At 36.6% G+C, this 19,150-nt stretch carries 16 protein-coding genes; 12 read left to right on the top strand and 4 right to left on the bottom strand.

Features of this window, described 5'->3' with window-relative positions:
* Window positions 1-279: 279 nt before the first annotated feature.
* From ftsY to MT390_RS17520, 7 genes are all read left to right on the top strand, one after another.
* Window positions 280-1,497: a signal recognition particle-docking protein FtsY gene (gene ftsY, locus MT390_RS17490; protein WP_499442496.1), complete on the top strand. Its 1,218-nt coding sequence runs from the start codon at window positions 280-282 to the stop codon at window positions 1,495-1,497.
* A 13-nt stretch (window positions 1,498-1,510) separates the two neighbouring features.
* On the top strand, window positions 1,511-2,191 hold the full coding sequence (ftsE, locus tag MT390_RS17495) for a cell division ATP-binding protein FtsE (protein WP_166370686.1): 681 nt from the start codon (window positions 1,511-1,513) through the stop codon (window positions 2,189-2,191).
* Window positions 2,184-3,173 (top strand): permease-like cell division protein FtsX, encoded by a 990-nt coding sequence (ftsX, locus tag MT390_RS17500; protein ID WP_166370684.1) that lies wholly within the window; start codon window positions 2,184-2,186, stop codon window positions 3,171-3,173. The genes ftsE and ftsX overlap by 8 nt, the downstream gene beginning before the upstream one ends.
* Before the next feature lie 161 nt (window positions 3,174-3,334).
* Window positions 3,335-3,658 (top strand): hypothetical protein, encoded by a 324-nt coding sequence (locus MT390_RS17505; RefSeq protein ID WP_499442411.1) that lies wholly within the window; start codon window positions 3,335-3,337, stop codon window positions 3,656-3,658.
* Between the two features lie 110 nt (window positions 3,659-3,768).
* Window positions 3,769-4,617, top strand: a complete 849-nt coding sequence (gene rpoH / locus MT390_RS17510; RefSeq protein WP_166370680.1) for an RNA polymerase sigma factor RpoH — start codon at window positions 3,769-3,771, stop codon at window positions 4,615-4,617.
* Window positions 4,618-4,690: 73 nt separating this feature from the next.
* Window positions 4,691-5,536 (top strand): prephenate dehydratase, encoded by an 846-nt coding sequence (locus MT390_RS17515; RefSeq protein WP_499442413.1) that lies wholly within the window; start codon window positions 4,691-4,693, stop codon window positions 5,534-5,536.
* Between the two features lie 220 nt (window positions 5,537-5,756).
* A complete protein-coding gene (locus MT390_RS17520) occupies window positions 5,757-6,701 on the top strand; it encodes a dienelactone hydrolase family protein (RefSeq protein ID WP_499442414.1) in 945 nt (314 codons plus the stop codon).
* 337 nt (window positions 6,702-7,038) lie between these two features.
* On the opposite strand, the gene trmA is transcribed toward MT390_RS17520, so the two are convergent.
* Window positions 7,039-8,145 (bottom strand): tRNA (uridine(54)-C5)-methyltransferase TrmA, encoded by a 1,107-nt coding sequence (gene trmA / locus MT390_RS17525; protein WP_499442415.1) that lies wholly within the window; start codon window positions 8,143-8,145, stop codon window positions 7,039-7,041.
* Between the two features lie 189 nt (window positions 8,146-8,334).
* On the opposite strand from trmA, the gene murI reads away from it, so the two are divergent.
* Window positions 8,335-9,231: a glutamate racemase gene (murI, locus tag MT390_RS17530; RefSeq protein ID WP_499442417.1), complete on the top strand. Its 897-nt coding sequence runs from the start codon at window positions 8,335-8,337 to the stop codon at window positions 9,229-9,231.
* A gap of 120 nt (window positions 9,232-9,351) precedes the next feature.
* Here murI and MT390_RS17535 read toward each other — a convergent pair whose 3' ends face one another.
* Window positions 9,352-10,044 (bottom strand): pseudouridine synthase, encoded by a 693-nt coding sequence (locus tag MT390_RS17535; RefSeq protein WP_166370672.1) that lies wholly within the window; start codon window positions 10,042-10,044, stop codon window positions 9,352-9,354.
* Window positions 10,045-10,353: 309 nt separating this feature from the next.
* Between MT390_RS17535 and MT390_RS17540 the strand changes: the two genes are divergently transcribed.
* The 4 genes from MT390_RS17540 to MT390_RS17555 all read left to right on the top strand — a co-directional run bounded on the left by MT390_RS17540 (window position 10,354) and on the right by MT390_RS17555 (window position 16,553).
* Window positions 10,354-12,582, top strand: a complete 2,229-nt coding sequence (locus tag MT390_RS17540; RefSeq protein ID WP_499442419.1) for an NADP-dependent isocitrate dehydrogenase — start codon at window positions 10,354-10,356, stop codon at window positions 12,580-12,582.
* 246 nt (window positions 12,583-12,828) lie between these two features.
* A complete protein-coding gene (locus MT390_RS17545; protein ID WP_499442420.1) occupies window positions 12,829-14,223 on the top strand; it encodes an ATP-binding protein in 1,395 nt (464 codons plus the stop codon).
* Between the two features lie 3 nt (window positions 14,224-14,226).
* Window positions 14,227-14,895, top strand: coding sequence for a response regulator (locus MT390_RS17550; RefSeq protein ID WP_299665434.1), 669 nt, complete (start codon window positions 14,227-14,229; stop codon window positions 14,893-14,895).
* Window positions 14,896-15,215: 320 nt separating this feature from the next.
* Entirely contained in the window at window positions 15,216-16,553 is a 1,338-nt protein-coding gene (locus tag MT390_RS17555) for an EF-hand domain-containing protein (protein ID WP_499442422.1), read from the top strand.
* Between the two features lie 341 nt (window positions 16,554-16,894).
* On the opposite strand, the gene MT390_RS17560 is transcribed toward MT390_RS17555, so the two are convergent.
* Together MT390_RS17560 and MT390_RS17565 are read right to left on the bottom strand one after the other, a co-directional pair.
* Window positions 16,895-17,575 (bottom strand): DUF3334 family protein, encoded by a 681-nt coding sequence (locus MT390_RS17560; RefSeq protein WP_166370662.1) that lies wholly within the window; start codon window positions 17,573-17,575, stop codon window positions 16,895-16,897.
* Between the two features lie 247 nt (window positions 17,576-17,822).
* On the bottom strand, window positions 17,823-18,710 hold the full coding sequence (locus tag MT390_RS17565) for a LysR family transcriptional regulator (RefSeq protein WP_299665443.1): 888 nt from the start codon (window positions 18,708-18,710) through the stop codon (window positions 17,823-17,825).
* Between the last annotated feature and the right edge of the window lie 440 nt (window positions 18,711-19,150).

Genomic DNA, 19,150 nt, shown 5'->3' on the forward strand with positions numbered 1-19,150 from the left:
CAGCAAGCTGAGCTGTTAGCACGCGAACAAGCGGAACTTGAAGCGAAAGAGATCGCTGCTGAAGAAGCAAAACGTCAAGCTGAACTAATAGAAAGAGAGCGAGCTGAAAAAGAGCAAGCCGAGCTATTAGCACGCAAACAGGCTGAACTTGAAGCACAGGAGATCGCCGCTGCTGAAGAAGCAAAACGTCAAGCTGAACTAGTAGAAAAAGAACTAGCAGAAAAACAACAAGCAGAGCTAGTAGAAAAAGAACTAGCCGAAAAAGAGCAAGCTGAGCTAATAGAAAAAGAGTTAGCAGTCAAACGCGCAGAGCTGTTAGCACGTAAGCAAGCTGAACTTGAAGTAAGAGAAAAAGCGGCAGCAGAAGAAGCACAACGTCAGTTAGAAATAGTAGCTCAACAAGAGGCAGCTGCTAAAGCAAGATTGGCATATCAAGAAGCACAAAAAAATGCTGAATTAGCACGTCAACAGGTAGAAAGTGAGGCAAATGAAGAAGCAACACAAGAAGCTGAGATAGAGGCAAAGTTAGTTGCTGAAAAAGAAGTTGAAGCAGAGAAACAAAAAAATACATTAGGTTTTTTTGCTCGTTTTGCTGCTGGCTTAAAGAAAACTCGGCTTAATATTGGTAGTGGTTTATTATCGTTATTTAAAGGCAAAAAAATTGATGATGAGCTATTTGAAGAACTAGAAGAGCAACTTATTGTCGCGGATATCGGTGTTGAGACGACATTGCGTATCATTGATAATTTAACGGAGCATGCAGACCGTAAACAGTTAAAAGATGCAGAAGTTCTTTATGAGTTATTGAAAAAAGACTTATCAGATATACTGCATGAAGTTGAAAAGCCATTAGTGATTGATGAAACTAAAAAACCTTATGTTATTTTAATGGTTGGAGTAAATGGTGTTGGTAAAACAACCACTATCGGTAAATTAGCCAAAAAATTCCAACAGGAAGGTAAATCAGTGATGCTTGCTGCCGGTGATACGTTCCGTGCCGCTGCTGTTGAGCAGTTGCAAGTTTGGGGAGATCGTAACGACATTCCTGTGATTGCTCAGCAAACGGGGGCAGATAGTGCATCGGTTTTATTTGATGCGATGGATGCAGCGCAAGCTCGCGGTATCGATGTGTTAATTGCAGATACAGCTGGCCGTTTACAAAATAAAGATCACTTGATGGACGAGTTGGCAAAAGTAGTACGAATCATGCGTAAAAAAGATCCAACGGCTCCTCATGAAATCATGTTAACAATTGATGCGGGTACTGGTCAGAATGCGATTAGCCAAGTTAAATTATTTAACCAAGCCGTAGGATTGACAGGCGTGACCTTTACTAAGCTTGATGGTACGGCAAAAGGGGGGATTATTTTCTCTATTGCGGACCAATTTAAACTGCCTATCCGTTATATCGGAGTGGGAGAGGGCATTGATGATTTAAGGGAGTTTAACGCCAAAGAGTTTATCGATGCTCTTTTCTCTAAAGAAGATGAGTCATAAGGTAAAATAGATAATGATATTATTCGAAGAAGTCAGCAAAATTTATGCCGATGAGCAAATCGCTTTAAATAAAGTAGACTTTCATTTAAAACAAGGCGAAATGGCTTTTATTACCGGCCACTCTGGTTCTGGTAAAAGTACTTTATTAAAGCTGGTGAGCCTGATGGAGCGCCCTACTACGGGGCGTATTGTTTTAAATGGCAATGATATCAGTCATATTAAAGGCAATGATATTCCCTATTTACGTCGTCATATTGGTATGATCTTTCAAGATCATCGTTTATTGATGAATCGTACCGTACTTGAAAATGTTGGCTTGCCTTTATTAATTGAAGGTTACAGCCGTTATGAAATTAAACGGCGTAGTTTAGCGGCTTTAGATAAAGTGGGATTAACGGGGAAAGAAAGCAGTTTTCCCATCAACTTATCAGGTGGCGAGCAACAACGAGTAGGTATAGCGCGAGCAATTATTAATCAACCTCCTTTATTATTAGCAGATGAACCCACTGGTAACTTAGATCCTAAATTATCATTAGAAATTTTAACCTTGTTTGAATCTTTAAATCAATTTGGTATGTCCGTGTTGATTGCCACACATGATTTAGGGCTAATTGCTAAGATGCGTTACCGTACACTGACATTGCGTGATGGTGATATGATCAATGACGGCTTATTAAGGGAACGTAATGAGTAACAAGATGGGCGCAAAAAGAAAGCTATCTGGCTCTCCTAAAATTAATAAAGTGTCTTTTATTGGTCGTGTTAAAGCAACGCTCGTACAGCATGTACATCAGGTTATCCATAGTTTTTTTGAATTATGGAAAACGCCGTTTGCAACCTTGATGACAATTCTAGTATTAGGTGTCGCATTATCTTTACCCACTGTCTTCCATGTAGTTTATAAAAATGTAGAGCGCGTTAGCGGACAATGGGACAGCGCCTCAGAGGTAAGCCTTTTTTTAAAAAAGAATATTTCTGAAGAACGGGTACAAGTACTGATTAATAAGTTAGGTTTGTATGAAGATATTGAAGCCGTTACTTATATTTCGCGTCATCAAGCATTGTTAGAGTTTAAAGAGATGTCTGGTTTTTCAAAGGCATTAAGTTATTTAGATGAAAATCCATTGCCTGCAGTGCTGGTGGTTGTACCTGTTAAATCGGCGATGAATGCCGCAGGCAGTAAATTACTAGTGGCTAAACTTGAACGAGAGCAAGATATTGACTTGGTAAGTGTTGATATTGATTGGATAGAAAAGTTACAGGCTATTTTCTATCTTGTGGTTGATATGGTCATTGGTATTGCAACATTATTATTATTATCTGTGTTATTAATTGTTAGTAATACGATCCGGCTTAACATACTTAATCAACGTGATGAAATAGAAGTACTAAAATTAGTCGGAGCAACCAACAGTTTTATCCAATTACCTTATATTTATATCGGAGCTTGGTATGGATTTTTGGGTGGGGTGATTGCTTGGTTCTTTTCTTGGATACTGGTTATCTGGTTGGAATCTGGGGTGATGAATTTAACCGGCCTTTATCAGGCTCAATTTCAAATAATATCATTGAATTTTGATGAATCTATTACACTACTTATTGTTGGTGCTCTATTAGGTTTTATTGCTTCATTTATATCTGTAAAACAATACCTTGTGAAGATTGAACCGAAGTAATTTTAATCACTATAATTGCTGCTTTTAGACGCTTATGGAATAACTTAATACCAATTTTTTATAAAAATAAATCAAAAACAACTGCTTGATCTCTTTTGTTTTGCCTGTAATATGTGATCTACTTCACGGGTTTGCTAAGGGAATTTGATTTCAGGTGTTTTATGAAAAAAAATGTTGATATTCAGTTGTTACCCATTTCGTCACCTACATGCCAAGTGCTCATTCAAGAACAAATGGCCTTCCATAAAGGCATGACGCTGATTGATTTGATTGCTAATTGTAAAGAAATTCTTGTTATTCGTATTGATGGACGGTTGGTTGCTTACGGAACTTTTGATCTATTTGATGGTCAGATTATGCGTATCAATTCATTACATTTTCGAGATGTTTTTCAACATCATAGTATCGGACAATATTGGTTATCCCGTTATGTAAAACGCAAGTTAGATAAAAGATGTTACTTCAATTTTTTGATAGCCAGTTAGGGTTATTAGGTAAGTAAAATATTTTATTTTCAATTTGCTACTGTATAATATAGAGTGTTTGATTAGTATCGAAACACTTATTATTAAAACTTCAAGTATTAAGGTAAAACATGAGTGAAACAATAAATTCAATGAGTCTAGTTCCTCAAGGAAGTATTGGAGCCTATGTTCAATCTGTAAACTCATTTGCTAAGCTAAGCGCTGAAGAAGAGCAAGAGTTAGCAGAGCGTCTATATTACAAAGGTGATTTAGAAGCCGCTAAAAAATTAGTCATGTCGCATCTTCGATTTGTTGCTTACATTGCTAAAAGTTATGCAGGTTACGGCTTAGCGCAAGCGGATCTAATTCAAGAAGGTAATGTAGGACTAATGAAAGCGGTTAAACGCTTTGACCCAACTGTGGGTGTGCGTCTTGTTTCTTTTGCTGTGCATTGGATTAAAGCAGAGATTCATGAGTACGTGATCCGTAATTGGCGTGTTGTAAAAATTGCAACGACAAAAGCACAACGAAAATTATTCTTTAATTTACGTAAATCTAAAAAACGTTTAGGTTGGTTCAAAAAAGAAGAAGTAGAAGCGGTTGCTGAAGAGTTAAATGTAAGTACTAAAGATGTACTTGAAATGGAGTCTCGTTTAAATGCTCAAGATCAATCTTTTGATTTAAGTGTTAATGACGATGATGACAATACCTTTGCACCGATGCACTATCTTGAAGATAAAAGTGCAAGCGTTGAAACTCAAATTGAGCAAGAAAATACTGAGTCTCATACAAAGAATAAATTGTATTCAGCGTTATCAACGTTAGATGCACGTAGCCAAGATATTTTAAATTCTCGTTGGTTGAGTGAGCCAAAAGCCACTTTACACGATTTAGCTGCACGTTATGATATTTCTGCGGAGCGTGTTCGTCAGTTAGAAGCGAATGCCCTTAAGAAATTAAAAACTAACATGGACTTCTAAATAGTTAGAATATTATCAGGTGAGCTCAGGCTCACCTTTTTATTTACCCTCTCTAAGATCAACTCGGTATTCTATGCTTACTATCGCGACACTTGGCCCTAAAGATACATTCTCAGATCTCGCTACTAAGCAGTATATTCAGGCTATTCAAGATAAAGATCCCGTCCCCAATACTGATATTAAATATTACTCTACGCTATCACAAACCTTTCAAGCCGTTGGCAAAGACTGTCAATTAGGTGTTTTACCCATTGAAAACTTATCCGAAGGTTATGTACAGGTAGTTTTAGACCAATTATTGGATACTAAGCTGTTTGTTATCTCTGAACTGCTATTGCCGATTCAATTCTCATTTGTTGGATTCTGTGAGCAATTCTCTGATCTACGTGATTTGTATGTGCAGTTTGTTGCTCATGGGCAATGCTCTGAATTCATCAATGGATTGGAAGGTGTTAGAATACACAACACGCAAAGCAATATTGAATCCTTGGTGTTAGCGCAACAAAAAGGTAAATCGGCTGGTGCAATTATTCCGCAACATGCTTTATCACAAGCGACTGAAGCAAGCATAGTTGATAATGACGTAACCAACTATGCTAATAATCAAACACGTTTTTTAGTACTTTCTGAAACACCTCAAGCACGGATTCAGGATAAAGAATATAAAACCACTTTGGTTGTTAATAATAAACAAGATTGTCCGGGTGTTTTAGGTAGTATTGTCAGTGCTTTTGCAATGCAAAAAGTAAATTTAACCTCTATCATGTCTCGTCCTACTCGTTCACAAATAGGTAATTATCACTTTTTTATTGATATAGATGGACATCAAGAAGATCAACATATCGCTTCTGCGTTAGCTGAGATACAAGCTCAATATGCAGTAACAGTGATTGGCTCTTATATTAAAGCCGTCAATTAAAACTATTTAAATCGTTTTCACTGCACTAAGTTATTATTCACTTTATCGATTATTAGATCGTTACATCCTTGCAAAAATAATAAAGATATGAAAAATGACGCTAGGAATAGGTTGATGATCACTGATTATTAAGAATAAATTTTACACTAGGTTTTAAATTGGTTATTGTTTGAACGATCGTTTTTAAATGTAATAATTTATTAATAATGAGAGTGTGAATATGACTAATAAAGCTAATATAACAAATAAAGCTAATATAACTAAAGCACCAGAAAACCAGCCTAGCATGCAGATCCCCCAAGAAGCCTTTGACTGGTATGATGAATATGCTCATGGAGATATAGATAGACGTACATTTTTAAGACGACTAGCTGGTATTGCAGGAGCCGGTATTACCTTAGCAACACTTTCAACGGCATTAACGCCTAATTATGCGCTCGCTGAACAAATTTCATTTAATGATGATGATATCACTGCAACCTACCAAACATTCCCATCACCGAAAGGGCACGGTGAAGGCAGAGGCTATTTTGTTACACCAAAAGTTGTAGACGGTAAATTACCTGTGGTGTTGGTTATTCATGAAAATCGCGGCTTAAATCCTTACATAAAAGATGTTGCTCGTCGTTTGGCAAAAGCAGGGTTTATTGCTTTTGCCCCTGATGTCTTACATTCACTTGGTGGCTACCCAGGTAATGATGACCAAGGTAAAAAGATGCAAAGTTCGTTAGATAAAAATAAAATTGAAGAAGACTTTATTGCAGCAGCTAATTATTTAAAAACACATCCACAGAGTAATGGAAAACTAGGTGCAGTAGGTTTTTGTTTTGGTGGCTATATTGTCAATATGCTGGCAGCAACTATCCCTGAAACGCTGGATGCGGGTGTGCCGTTCTACGGAACCCCTGCTAAAGCAGAATTAAGAAAAAATATTAAAGCACCTTTATTAATTCAATTAGCTGAACTTGATAAAAGGGTGAATGCGTATTGGCCAGAATATGAAGCGGACTTAAAAAAATATAATGTGGATTATGAAATGCATATGTATGAAAAAGCCAATCATGGTTTTCATAATGACTCAACAGCTCGCTACGTTCCAACCATGGCCGACCTTGCTTGGGATAGAAGTATCAACTTTTTTAATAAGCATCTAGCCTCGACTTGATTTTAGTTAGCTAATAAGCGCGTAAGTTAAGTGTAAAAATAAAGTAACTACTCAGGCCCCATTAAAACTGAGTGCTTTTTACCAAAATAAAAACGTAAATGCTCAGGGCTAAGCTATTTATGCTTAGTTCAAGGCGAAAAAGCGCAGTTTAGTGGTTTAAATGAGCATTTTTCAACGAAGAAATAGGCTTAAATAGCAACGGCTTGAGTAGTTACAAAATAAAAAGCTACATACTTAGGTATGTAGCTTTTTTGTATTTATCGACCCGTTTTTTTATTTTGTTTATATAAGCATATTTCAACAAGTAAATAGGCTCAGATAACAATCTTCTGAATAGTTACTGCTTTTTAACTAAAAATACACCCGCTTCGGTATGGTGTGTATAAGGGAACTGATCAAATAGAGAGAATTTTTTAATCTTATGTGTCTGAGTAAATACATCAAGATTCGCTTTTAACGTTTCAGGATTGCAGCTGATGTACATGATGTTGTCATATTTTTGTACCATTTCAACGGTATCATCATCAAGGCCAGCCCGTGGTGGATCAACGAAAATGGTATTACATTGATAACTAGATAAATCGACATTTTTTTCTTTTAAACGATTAAACTCTCGCTCGCCATTAATCGCTTGAGTAAATTCTTCAGCAGACATTCTAACAATTTTCACGTTATCAATATTATTTGCGGCAATATTATATTGTGCAGAATTAACCGATGGAGTAGAGACTTCTGTCGCTAATACTCGGTTGAAGTTCTTTGCCAATGCTAAAGAAAAATTACCATTACCACAGTACAGTTCTAATAAATCACCTTCACTATCTCGTGTACATTCGATAGCCCACTCAAGCATTTTAATCGAAACTTCTGTATTAGGTTGGGTAAAGCTATTTTCAACTTGTTGATATATTAATTGTTGCCCATCTACATTTAGTTTTTCTACTACATAGTCATGATCGACAATCAGTTTTTGTTTGCGTGCTCGACCAATAAAGTTAATCTTAAACTCTTTAGATAAGCGGGTTTTTAATGCTTTAATCGCCGTTAACCATTCATCATCTAAAACTTTATGGTAAAGAAAGCTCACCATAATTTCGCCACTCATGCTTGATAAAAAATTAGCTTGAAATAATTTATAGCGAAGAATGGGTGATACTTTTAATTCTTCTACTAGGCGTGGCATTAATCGATTAATTAATTCACTCGCAGGGGCAAATTGTTCTACACGTATACGCTGGCGCGTTTCTTGGTCGGTCATGTAAAAATACAGGTCCATATCTTCATGCCAAACTCGAAATTGGCTGCGCATGCGGTAATGTGTTTTTGGTGAATCGAAACATTCTAATTCAGGGAGTTCAAAGGTTGAAAAGAGAGCTGTAAATTGCTCTTTTTTAGCGTCTAATTGTGATTCATAATTATCCGGATCAACAAATTCTAAGCTCATAATAACCTCTGTTTTTTATATCTATCACTGACTATTTTTCAATAGCATTTAAATGGAGGGGCATTCTAAAACAGCGAGTAGCTGTTGGCTAGCTAAAACCGACCATCATTATTATCAGGTTAATGATCATTTTATTTCTTTATGCTTTGATTACAGGCTAAAATACTTTTTTTGCCAAGGAAGTAGAAAATGTCAGCCAAACGAGTACTTATATTTGATTCTGGAGTCGGTGGTTTATCTGTTTACGAACAGATAGTTAAATATAATCCTACTATCAAGTGTCAATATTTGTTTGATAATGCTTACTTCCCCTATGGTGAGCTGCCAAGAGAACAATTAATTCATCGGCTAACACAATTATTAACTGAATTTATGCAGTTGCACTCGGTTGATTTAATTGTCATCGCGTGTAACTCCGCGAGCACAGTCGCGCTTGATGCATTACGTCAGCACTTTACTATACCAATTGTTGGGGTTGTGCCGGCCATCAAGCCTGCTACTTTAATCACTGCTAATAATGTGATTGGATTATTAGCAACGCCGGGTACTATAGAGCGTGCTTATACCGATACGTTAATTAATGAGTTTGCCGCTGATAAAACGGTACTGCGTATTGGCTCTACTCAATTGGTTAAATTAGCTGAAGATAAGTTGATAGGGAAAGTACTTGATGTAGATAGTTTTAGAGCAATATTAGCACCTTGGTTAAAGAATGAAGATAACATGCCTGATACATTAGTATTAGGATGTACTCATTTCCCTCTACTCAAAGAAGAAATCAGTGCCTGTTTCGCTCGGCCGGTTCATTTAGTTGACTCTGGGCAAGCGATTGCGTTGCGTGTAAAGCAGTTATTAAATCCTCTATCAGTGGGCGAACATTTATTAGATGAACAGTTATTAAGTGAGCAATTATTAAACGATCCACTGTCAAGTTCTCAGCTATTAAACAATTACCCATTAAACAAGTACCCATTAAATCATCAGGCTTTTTATACCCGCCAGTTTGAAAGCAAAGCACATTTAACCGCTTTAACAATGAGTTTTAAAGAGCGGGGCTTTTTAGATATTAATTTTTGTGGGCTTTAGGTCACTTACAGTAATAAATCGATAAAGCCCGAGTCCACTCAGAGTTGGTTCTGAGTACATTTATGCTTCGGGCTTTTTACTGTTAAAACTCTGATTGCTTGTTAAATAACTGATTGCTTTTTAAAGTACTTTGAAAGTCCCGTTATCAAGCCCTTTAATGGTCCATTCGCCAATGGAGTAACGAATCAAACGTAATGTCGGAAAGCCTATATTAGCAGTCATTCGGCGTACTTGTCGGTTGCGCCCTTCAGAAATGGTAATGCTTAACCACGTAGTAGGAATGTTCGCTCGTTCGCGTATCGGAGGGTATCGCTCCCAAATATTAGGGTTGTCCATTATTTTTACTTTTGCAGGTAAGGTCATACCATCTTTTAATTTCACACCTTGACGTAATTTGTCTAAGTCAGCTTCCTTTGGCGCACCTTCAACTTGTACCCAATAGGTTTTTTCCGTCTTTTTACCTGGCTGCGTGATGTCCGCTTGCAATTGCCCGTCATTAGTTAGTACCAATAAACCTTCACTATCTCTATCTAAACGACCCGCAGCATAGATATTAGGGATCGTAATGTAGTCTTTTAAGGTTTCTCGAAAGCTGTCAGCGTTACCTTCATCGGTAAATTGGCTTAACACATCAAAAGGTTTGTTAAATAAAACGATTTTTTGCATTGCTTTAGGTAGTGCTTTTTTCGGAACAAAGGTTTTATGCGCTGCTTTTTTAACATTAAAATGCGAAGGTTTTTTGGTTTTTCGTGGACTGCTCTTTGCGTCTGCTTTAAATGTGCTATTGGTTTTTTTTATTGGAGGTTGGTTCATTTGTTGCCCTTAAAAGCAGTCAAAAAAAAACATTGTAGCAGAATAAAATATTAAGGCAGAGTTGCTTATGAAATGTTATGTTTATCAGTATCAAATAGCGCTATCTGACATTATTTAATTACTTGATGGTAACAAGCACAAGTTCACAAATAATGATCTTGATCTCGTTTTAATCGATGACTTAAGGGTCTGAAACTAGATAATTTTGTTTTTTCCGATATGATATGCGCGTAATTATTATGCGTAACAATTTGATAACATTTTTAACGCTAACAATTCACTTCATAAATTTTTGTTAAAGGAAATAAAATGACAGATAAATCAGCAAAGATCATCTATACACAAACAGATGAAGCACCTGCGCTTGCAACTCACTCTCTATTACCAATCGTTAATGCATTTACTAAAGCTGCAAACATCGTTGTAGAAACGCGTGACATCTCTCTAGCTGCTCGAATTATTGCTAACTTTTCTGATAAATTACCTCCTGCACAACAGCAAGCTGACGCCCTAGCCGAACTAGGCGACTTAGCGAAGACGCCCGAAGCAAATATCATAAAATTACCCAATGTAAGCGCATCAATTCCACAATTGCATGCCGCTATCAAAGAATTACAAGCACATGGCTTTGCGTTACCAAATTACCCTGAAGTAGCGACTACTGAAGAAGAAAAAGATGTACAAGCGCGTTACGCAAAAGTATTAGGTAGTGCAGTTAACCCTGTTTTACGTGAAGGTAACTCTGACCGTCGTGTTGCCGATGCGGTTAAACAATACGCACAAGACAACCCACATCGCATGGGTAAATGGTCTAAAGATTCTAAATCTCATGTTGCAGACATGGATGATGGTGATTTCTATAGCTCTGAGCAATCAGTTGTTTTAGGCCAAGATGATGATGTGAAAATAGAATTTACTAATGCTGCTGGTGAAAAAACGGTACTTAAAGCATCAACACCAGTATTAAAAGATGAATTAATTGACGCATCTCGTATGAGTGCAAAAGCATTACGTGCTTTCTATGAAAAAGAGATGACGGAAGCGAAAGAAAACAACATCATGCTTTCTTTACACCTTAAAGCAACCATGATGAAAGTATCTGACCCAATCATGTTTGGTCACGCTGTAACTGTTTACTTTAAAGATGTATTTGCTAAGCATGCAGACTTATTTAAAGAGTTAGGTGTTGATGAGCGTAATGGTCTAGGCGATGTTTACGCAAAAATTGCTAACTTACCTGCAGATCAAAAAGCGGCTATCGAAGCGGATATTGCTGCGGTATATGCAACTCGTCCAAGCCTAGCGATGGTTGATTCTGATAAAGGTATCACTAACTTACACGTGCCAAGTGATGTGATCATCGATGCTTCTATGCCAGCAATGGTCCGTTCTAGCGGTCAAATGTGGAATGTAGAAGGCAAGCTTGAAGATACTAAAGCATTGATTCCAGATCGTTGTTACTCAGGTATCTACGAAGAAACGATTAAATTCTGTCGTGAGAATGGTGCATTTGACCCAGCAACAATGGGTAATGTATCTAACGTAGGTCTAATGGCTCAAAAAGCTGAAGAATACGGATCACACGATAAAACATTCCAAATCAAAGAAGCAGGTACTGTTAACGTAATCGATTCTGCGGGCAACATATTAATGTCTCACGATGTTGAAGCGGGTGATATCTGGCGTATGTGTCAAGCTAAAGACATTCCAATCCGTGATTGGGTTCGTTTAGCTGTAAGTCGTGCACAAGCAACTGGCCAACCTGCAATCTTCTGGTTAGATGAAAATCGTGCACACGATAAAAACTTGATTGTTAAAGTAAATGAATACCTAAAAGACCATGATACAGCTGGCTTAGATATTCAAATATTAACACCTGTAGAAGCATGTAAATTCTCTTTACAACGTGTTAAAGAAGGCAAAAATACTATCTCTGTAACGGGTAACGTATTACGTGATTACCTTACAGATTTATTCCCAATTTTAGAGTTGGGTACGAGTGCTAAAATGCTTTCAATTGTTCCATTGCTTGCTGGTGGTGGTTTATTTGAAACAGGCGCGGGTGGTTCTGCACCTAAGCACGTTCAACAATTTGTTGAAGAGAACCATTTACGTTGGGATTCTTTAGGTGAGTTCTTAGCATTGGCTGTTTCAATCGAAGATATTGCAGCGAAAACAGGTAATGAAAAAGCAGTTATTTTAGCTGAAGCATTACACGCTGCTAACGGTAAATTCTTAAAAGAAGATAAATCTCCTTCTCGTAAAGTAAAAGAATTAGATAACCGTGGTAGCCACTTCTACTTAGCGATGTATTGGGCTGAAGCGTTAGCAACACAAACTAAAGATCTTGAGCTACAAGCACAATTTAAACCATTTGCTGACGTATTATTAAGCAATGAAGCTAAAATTGTACAAGAGCTTAACGATGCACAAGGTGTTGCAGTTGATTTAGGTGGTTATTTCGACACTGACCCAGCTAAAGTATCTGCAGCAATGCGTCCAAGTGCGACATTAAATACAGCGATTGAAAATATCTAATCGTTTTAAACAGTATTTTATGACCTTGTTGTTGAAGTTATAAAATTTAACATACTTTATAGTATGTCATTGGAAAGCCATTAAGTAATTTACTTAGTGGCTTTTTTTTAAGCTAATCTTTGTGACATACATATTTTAAGGCAAGTGATTTATTTAGCCGCAGGAGTATTAATTCTCGCTACGGAATAAATCTCAGTTTATGTTACAGTTAAGTGTTGATAATCAATTTAGATAAAAGGGTGCTAGATGCGTCTAACCTTGTTCAAGAAAATTCTCATTTCCATGTTATTCATTAGCTCTTTAATGGTCATAGGCATGGCATGGTTAATGAACTCTAGCTTCCAAACTGGACTGCGGAATTATCTTAATCACGGTGAAAAGGAAAAATTGCAACTTGTTGCTGAGCATATCGCGCCTTTTTACTCAACGTTAAATGGTTGGCAAGATTTGTCTCCAAAAGTTGTGGGGGATGTTATCGCACAAGTATTTGCTCGACCACGTCATGGAGATAATCAACCGCGACAAGCATCTGCAAGGAATGTTGAAAGTCTAATGAAACGTATTTTTATTTTAGATAAAGACTATCAACCTCTATTAAATCAACCTAAACCCAAAAGTAAAAAAGGCTTGATTAAAGTGGTGATTAGCTATCAAGGTAAGACGGTTGGTTGGGTGATCACTAAAAAACGAAATACTATTTCAGGTGCATTAGAAAGTAGTTTTTATCGCGAGCAGCAACATAACCTAATGTGGATTGTGTTGTGGGTAACCTTATTGTCATTCTCATTATCTTGGTTATTGGTACGACATTTTTTAACGCCACTAAAACGCCTTGAAAGCGCCGCTAATTCCTTACAACAAGGTGATTATTTAACGCAAATAGAAGTACAAGGTGAAGATGAGCTTGCTGCATTATCAACGAGATTTAATGAATTAAGTCAAAGTTTGTTACATCAAAAAAAGACCAGAGAACAGTGGTTAGCAGATATCTCACATGAACTACGTACGCCTATTTCAGTGTTAAAAAGTGAAATCGAAGCATTACAGGATGGTATTCGTCAACCTGAACCAAAGTATATTGACTCTTTACACCATCAGGTTCAGAACTTAAGTCAGCTAGTGAATGATTTATATCAATTATCATTATCCGATGCAGGATTACAATTTAACTTAACGGATTCGGTTGATGTTCAACAATTATTGGCCACCAGTTGCAATCAATATCAACTGCGGTGTCAAGAAAAACAGATACAGTTGCACAGTCATTTTGATCTTAAAAAGCCGGTTTATATTAAAGGTGATCAAAAGTCATTAACGCAACTATTCTCTAATTTATTAGAAAACAGTCTACGCTACACGGATTCGCCTGGCGTATTACAAGTACATATTAAAACAAATAAAAAACAGCTTTCTATTTGTATTGAAGATAGTGCACCTAGTGTCCCTGATGCCGCTTTACCTAAGTTATTTGAACGATTATATCGGGTTGATGAATCACGTAGTCGTTTAAGTGGGGGGGCAGGTTTAGGGTTATCGATTTGTGAAACCATTGTACAAGCACATCAAGGCAGTATGGTTGCGACCCATTCCGCTTTAGGCGGATTAGCCATCACTATTAGTTTGCCAATAATTAGGAAATAGATAATGCCACAGCATATTTTAATCGTGGAAGATGAACATTCATTAGCACAAGTACTTAGTGAGTACCTTAGTCAATCTGGTTTTATTACACACATTCTCAATGATGGTTTATCCGTTGTTAGTTGGGTAAAAGAAAACTCTGTTGATTTGATTATATTAGATTTAATGTTGCCGGGCCAAAATGGCTTAGATATCTACCGAGAGTTACGTACTTTCACTGACATACCCGTGGTGATGGCAACGGCAAGAGTGGATGAAATTGACCGTTTAGTAGGGCTTGAACTTGGAGCTGATGATTATATTTGTAAACCCTATAGTCCACGAGAAGTAGTGGTGCGAGTGAAAAATATTTTACGTCGCGCTACAGATGATGTCAAAACAGTAGATAAAGTCTTGAGTATCAACGAAAGCACCATGCAAGTGTTAGTTAAGGGTAAAGAAGTGAGTTTAACCCGTGCGGAGTTTCGTTTATTATCCCATTTTCACCAACATAAAGACCAAGTGTTCAGTCGCGAACAACTAATGTCTCAAATCTATTCTGACAATCGCATTGTTACCGATAGAACGATTGATAGCCATATTAAAAATCTACGTCGTAAAATCCAAAATGTTGATGCTGAGGTCGATTGCATTCAATCAATATATGGAGTGGGTTATAAGTTTGCCCTGTGATCATTAATTATATCTCTGAATTCCAAGTGAATTTAATAAATATCAAATTCATCTAACAACGAACGTTAGCTGTTACATTCTTTATTTACTGCTTACTGTTAAAAATATAATGTGGTTCAATGCTGAATTCGCCACATTTTTAAATAGTAAGCCTTCCTTTTTATACTATTCAAAGTCAGCAATTAATAAATAATTGTCCTTAAAAATAGCCTAAAACCCTTAACTCCTTTTTTTATCCATATTTCCTGCACAATGTTTACCTATAGTCTTTACATCAGCTCAGAAAGAGCTTTATTTGGTAAATTAGAATAGAGGTTAACATGAAAAAATTATTTATATTAAGCGGTGTTGCGTTAATGGTTTCTAGCGCTTTAACAATGGCAGCAGATGGTAAAAGTAAACGTGACTTTGAAAGCTTTGATGCGAATGCCGATGGTGTAATTACGTTAGCAGAAGCGGGTTCAAGAATGGCTAAGCATTTTGATCGTATTGATAGCGATGGTGATGGCAGTGTTAATAAAGCTGAGTTTGAAGCTATGAAAGCAATGCATAAGGGAAAAGGTCATAAAAAAGCTGCATTCGCTGATTTTGATAGTAATGGCGATGGCGATATTACGGCAGCAGAATTTGATGCAATGAAAAAAATGCATAAAGGAAATCGAAAATTAAACTTCGTTCAGGTAGACGCTAACAGTGACGGTGTTGTTACTAAAGATGAAGCTAAAGGTCGTTTATTGAAAGGCTTTGATAAAATAGATAGCGATGCAAATGGTTCAATCACAACCACTGAATTTGCTGCAATGGAAAATATGCATAAAGGCAAAGGGCATAAAAAAGGTAACGGTAATCATAAATTAGACTTTGCTCAAGTTGATACTAATAACGACGCTAAAATCACTAAAGATGAAGCTAAAGGTCGTTTATTGAAACATTTTGATAAAATAGATAGCGATGCAAATGGTTCAATCACAACCACTGAATTTACTGCAATGGAAAATATGCATAAAGGCAAAGGGCATAAAAAAGGTAACGGTAATCATAAATTAGACTTTGCTCAAGTTGATACTAATAACGACGCTAAAATCACTAAAGATGAAGCCAAAGGTGGTTTACTAAAATACTTTGATAAGATTGATGCAGATGCAGACGGTGCAATTACTAGCGCTGAATTTGATGCCATGAAAGCAATGCACAAAGGAAAAGGTAAAGGCCATAAACAACCTACCTTCGCTAAAGTCGATGCTAACAACGATGGTAAAATCACTAAAAATGAAGCCAAAGGTCGTTTATTGAAAGGCTTTGATAAAATTGATACGGATGCAGACGGTGCAATCACAAGTGCTGAATTTGAATTAGTGAAAAAGATGGGTAAAGGAAAGCGCGATCAAAAACTAACTTTTGCCATGGTTGATGCCAATAATGATGGCTCAATTGCTAAAAGCGAAGCGAAAGGACGTTTACTTAAACATTTTGATAGAATAGATGCTGATAATAATGGTCTGGTGTCAGAGCAAGAGTTTAATGCGATGGTTAAAGCTAAAAAAAGTCATAAACGTCCGACTTTTGAAATGTTAGATACTGATGGTAATGGAAAAGTTTCACAAGTTGAGTTCGACTCGTTTCATCAACAACATGCAAAAATGAATAAACAAGCTTAATAAATCGTAACTACTCAGCACCCATTAAAACTGAGTGCTTTTTACCAAAATAAAAACGTAAATGCTCAGGGCGAAGCTATTTATGCTTAGTTCAAGGCGAAAAAGCGCAGTTTAGTGGTTTAAATGAGCATTTTTCAACGAAGAAATAGGCTTAAATAGCGACGGCCTGAGTAGTTACAATAAATCTTTAATCTTTGTAATGTTATAAAATCCAAGTTTGCTGAGTATACTCAGCAAACTTTTTTTATGTACTTTATAAATTTTCGAACACCAGGTTGTCACAAGATAAATTAACGCAGAAATTCACGGTATTGAGTCGTTTTGCTTATCCCGAACTGAGGTTAAATACCTAACTCATCAAACAAATCAGAGTCTGAGGTCGATGTATTTTGAGCCGTTGCGTTTGCCTGCAATGTTTTATTGTTCTCTTCTTCAATTAGAGAGTCGGGATCAAATGCTTCTCGCTCTTCAAAATTAGGTAACTTAATAAACTCAGTTTTATCCATCGCTAATTCAAGATAAAAAATATTATTTTTTTCTGTTGTAAAACTCACTCGTCGAGCTTGTGGGCGATCTAGGTTTGTATCAATAGAGAGTACAACTTGCTTGTTGATAGTCAGCATTTTAGGTTGGTTTTGATTGATAGATGTATGTAATTCATGACCAATAACCCCCGTAAAATCACCAACGGCTTGATTCATTAATTCACCCATTACATCACTTACATCATCAGCAGTATGCGATGTGGCTAAGTCTTCTTCCGACAAACCCATATTGGTCATGTATGTGGTGTATAGCTCCATTGCAGCAGCGGCACTAAAATTCAAAATAACTAATCCAGAAAAACCACCGTCAAATAACACAAAACAGCCAATATCGGGCTTAAGACAGGTTTTATTGATTTTTTGAACCATAGATGAATAGTTAACCGTTCGCCCCGTTGCACTACTTAAAACAGACTTTACCGAATTACATAATACTAATAATACATCGTCTGTAGAGGTGGTTTTGCTTCTAGCCATATTCTTTTATCGCCTTTTAAAGTGCACATAATGAAGCGTTTAGAATAGGCTATTATTTAAATATAGGTAGTTTTATGGTGTGTTATTTAATGAAAATGATAGTAAGTCGCTGTTTTTTTATGTTTATTCCAGTACTAATTTTGTTTGATTTTAAAATGTTGAGATTATTATTGAATTCAAGAATTATATTAGTGAAGTCTGTTATTTAAATAATATGCCTAAGAAGTTAAGGTAACTATCTTTCGAATTAAGCGTTTAAGGTCCATTGCTGGCAAAAAATAATAAACTCTTTCAATATTGGGCTCTGATATTTTTCTTTATGCCATACCAAATATAAGTCTCGTGACATATCGATATTAATGGGCAGGGTTACTAAACGTTTATCTTGCAGGGCATGCCGAGCAGCAGTACTAGACATGCAAGATAATCCTAACCCTGCAGCGCAGCAGTTAATGATAGCCTCCGTAGAGCTTAATTCAAAGGTAATATCGAGGTTTGTTAAATACTGTCCAATGTGTGTAATAAAAAACTCGCGCGTACCTGAGCCTTGCTCTCGTAAAATCCAATGCTGGTGGTTTAAATCTTCTATCGTGACTTGTTCTTGATTCATTAGCGGGTGAGCAGGACTAGCGACTATCACCATCTCATCTTTTATCCATCGCTCGATATGCAATTGTTTATCAATCACTAAAGCTTCAACTAAGGCAATATCTAGCTCGTATTCTTTAAGTTTTTTGCCGATACAAGTGCTGTTATCAACGTATATGGATTGAGCTTGATGATGTTTAATATCCCTAAACTCAGCTAATAAATTGGGCAACAAATGGTTTCCGACGGTATTACTTGAGCCAATTCTTAGTTTTCCTTGGAAATTGTTTTTATCAAATAAACTAGTAATAGCTTTACTGCGTTCTATTTGTTCATCGGCTAATGGTAATAAAGCCTTGCCCATTTCATTGATTAATAATCGATTATTAGTGCGCTCAAAGAGTTTATGCCCTAACTGTTTTTCAAGTTCAGCTAAAGCCATGCTCACTGCTGGTTTACTCAGGAATAATTTCTCAGCCGCAGTGGTTAAGGTTTTTTCTTGAGTAATAGTTACAAATACATGCAATTGTTTGAGCGTTATATTCATCGTTAGCCATTGTTCTGATTTAATTAACAAGTTGAATAATATTGTAAGTTATTCTTAATTGAAATGCTGTGGTTGAGAAGTCATTAGTGACAAATTAAAGTATAAAAATAAAGATATTAACCACGAAGCGCTACGCTAAAGGAAGGGCACGAAGAAGTGCAAAAGAATGGATGAAAGTAAAAACATTTAGAATTCAGTGTATTAAAGTTAGTTGTTAGGCATAAGACTTTTGATTTAAAAAAACAGATTAACCACGAAGCGCTGCGCTACCGGCTACACGAAGAGCACTAAGAAAGAAAAACTGGGTTTAAGTGGAAAGTTTAGTGCTACCTACCTTCATATAAGGTTTTGACCTAACCTTCTTTTAACTTCGTGCCTTCGTGGTTAAGCGCTTTTGATTTACCTTTTTTAGCTTTGTGATTAATTGCTTTTATTTCAAC

Source organism: Vibrio sp. 2-Bac 85 (genome assembly GCF_037546705.1).
Classification (GTDB): domain Bacteria; phylum Pseudomonadota; class Gammaproteobacteria; order Enterobacterales; family Psychromonadaceae; genus Psychromonas.

Excerpts from the sequence above, each read along its gene's own strand:
- ftsE (WP_166370686.1), top strand. The coding sequence starts at position 1,511 with ATGATATTATTCGAAGAAGTCAGCAAAATTTATGCCGATGAGCAAATC.
- MT390_RS17515 (WP_499442413.1), top strand. The coding sequence starts at position 4,691 with ATGCTTACTATCGCGACACTTGGCCCTAAAGATACATTCTCAGATCTC.
- ftsX (WP_166370684.1), top strand. The coding sequence starts at position 2,184 with ATGAGTAACAAGATGGGCGCAAAAAGAAAGCTATCTGGCTCTCCTAAA.
- MT390_RS17560 (WP_166370662.1), bottom strand. The coding sequence starts at position 17,575 with ATGGCTAGAAGCAAAACCACCTCTACAGACGATGTATTATTAGTATTA.
- MT390_RS17550 (WP_299665434.1), top strand. The coding sequence starts at position 14,227 with ATGCCACAGCATATTTTAATCGTGGAAGATGAACATTCATTAGCACAA.
- MT390_RS17540 (WP_499442419.1), top strand. The coding sequence starts at position 10,354 with ATGACAGATAAATCAGCAAAGATCATCTATACACAAACAGATGAAGCA.
- rpoH (WP_166370680.1), top strand. The coding sequence starts at position 3,769 with ATGAGTGAAACAATAAATTCAATGAGTCTAGTTCCTCAAGGAAGTATT.
- MT390_RS17535 (WP_166370672.1), bottom strand. The coding sequence starts at position 10,044 with ATGAACCAACCTCCAATAAAAAAAACCAATAGCACATTTAAAGCAGAC.
- MT390_RS17565 (WP_299665443.1), bottom strand. The coding sequence starts at position 18,710 with ATGAATATAACGCTCAAACAATTGCATGTATTTGTAACTATTACTCAA.
- murI (WP_499442417.1), top strand. The coding sequence starts at position 8,335 with ATGTCAGCCAAACGAGTACTTATATTTGATTCTGGAGTCGGTGGTTTA.
- MT390_RS17555 (WP_499442422.1), top strand. The coding sequence starts at position 15,216 with ATGAAAAAATTATTTATATTAAGCGGTGTTGCGTTAATGGTTTCTAGC.
- trmA (WP_499442415.1), bottom strand. The coding sequence starts at position 8,145 with ATGAGCTTAGAATTTGTTGATCCGGATAATTATGAATCACAATTAGAC.
- MT390_RS17505 (WP_499442411.1), top strand. The coding sequence starts at position 3,335 with ATGAAAAAAAATGTTGATATTCAGTTGTTACCCATTTCGTCACCTACA.
- MT390_RS17545 (WP_499442420.1), top strand. The coding sequence starts at position 12,829 with ATGCGTCTAACCTTGTTCAAGAAAATTCTCATTTCCATGTTATTCATT.
- MT390_RS17520 (WP_499442414.1), top strand. The coding sequence starts at position 5,757 with ATGACTAATAAAGCTAATATAACAAATAAAGCTAATATAACTAAAGCA.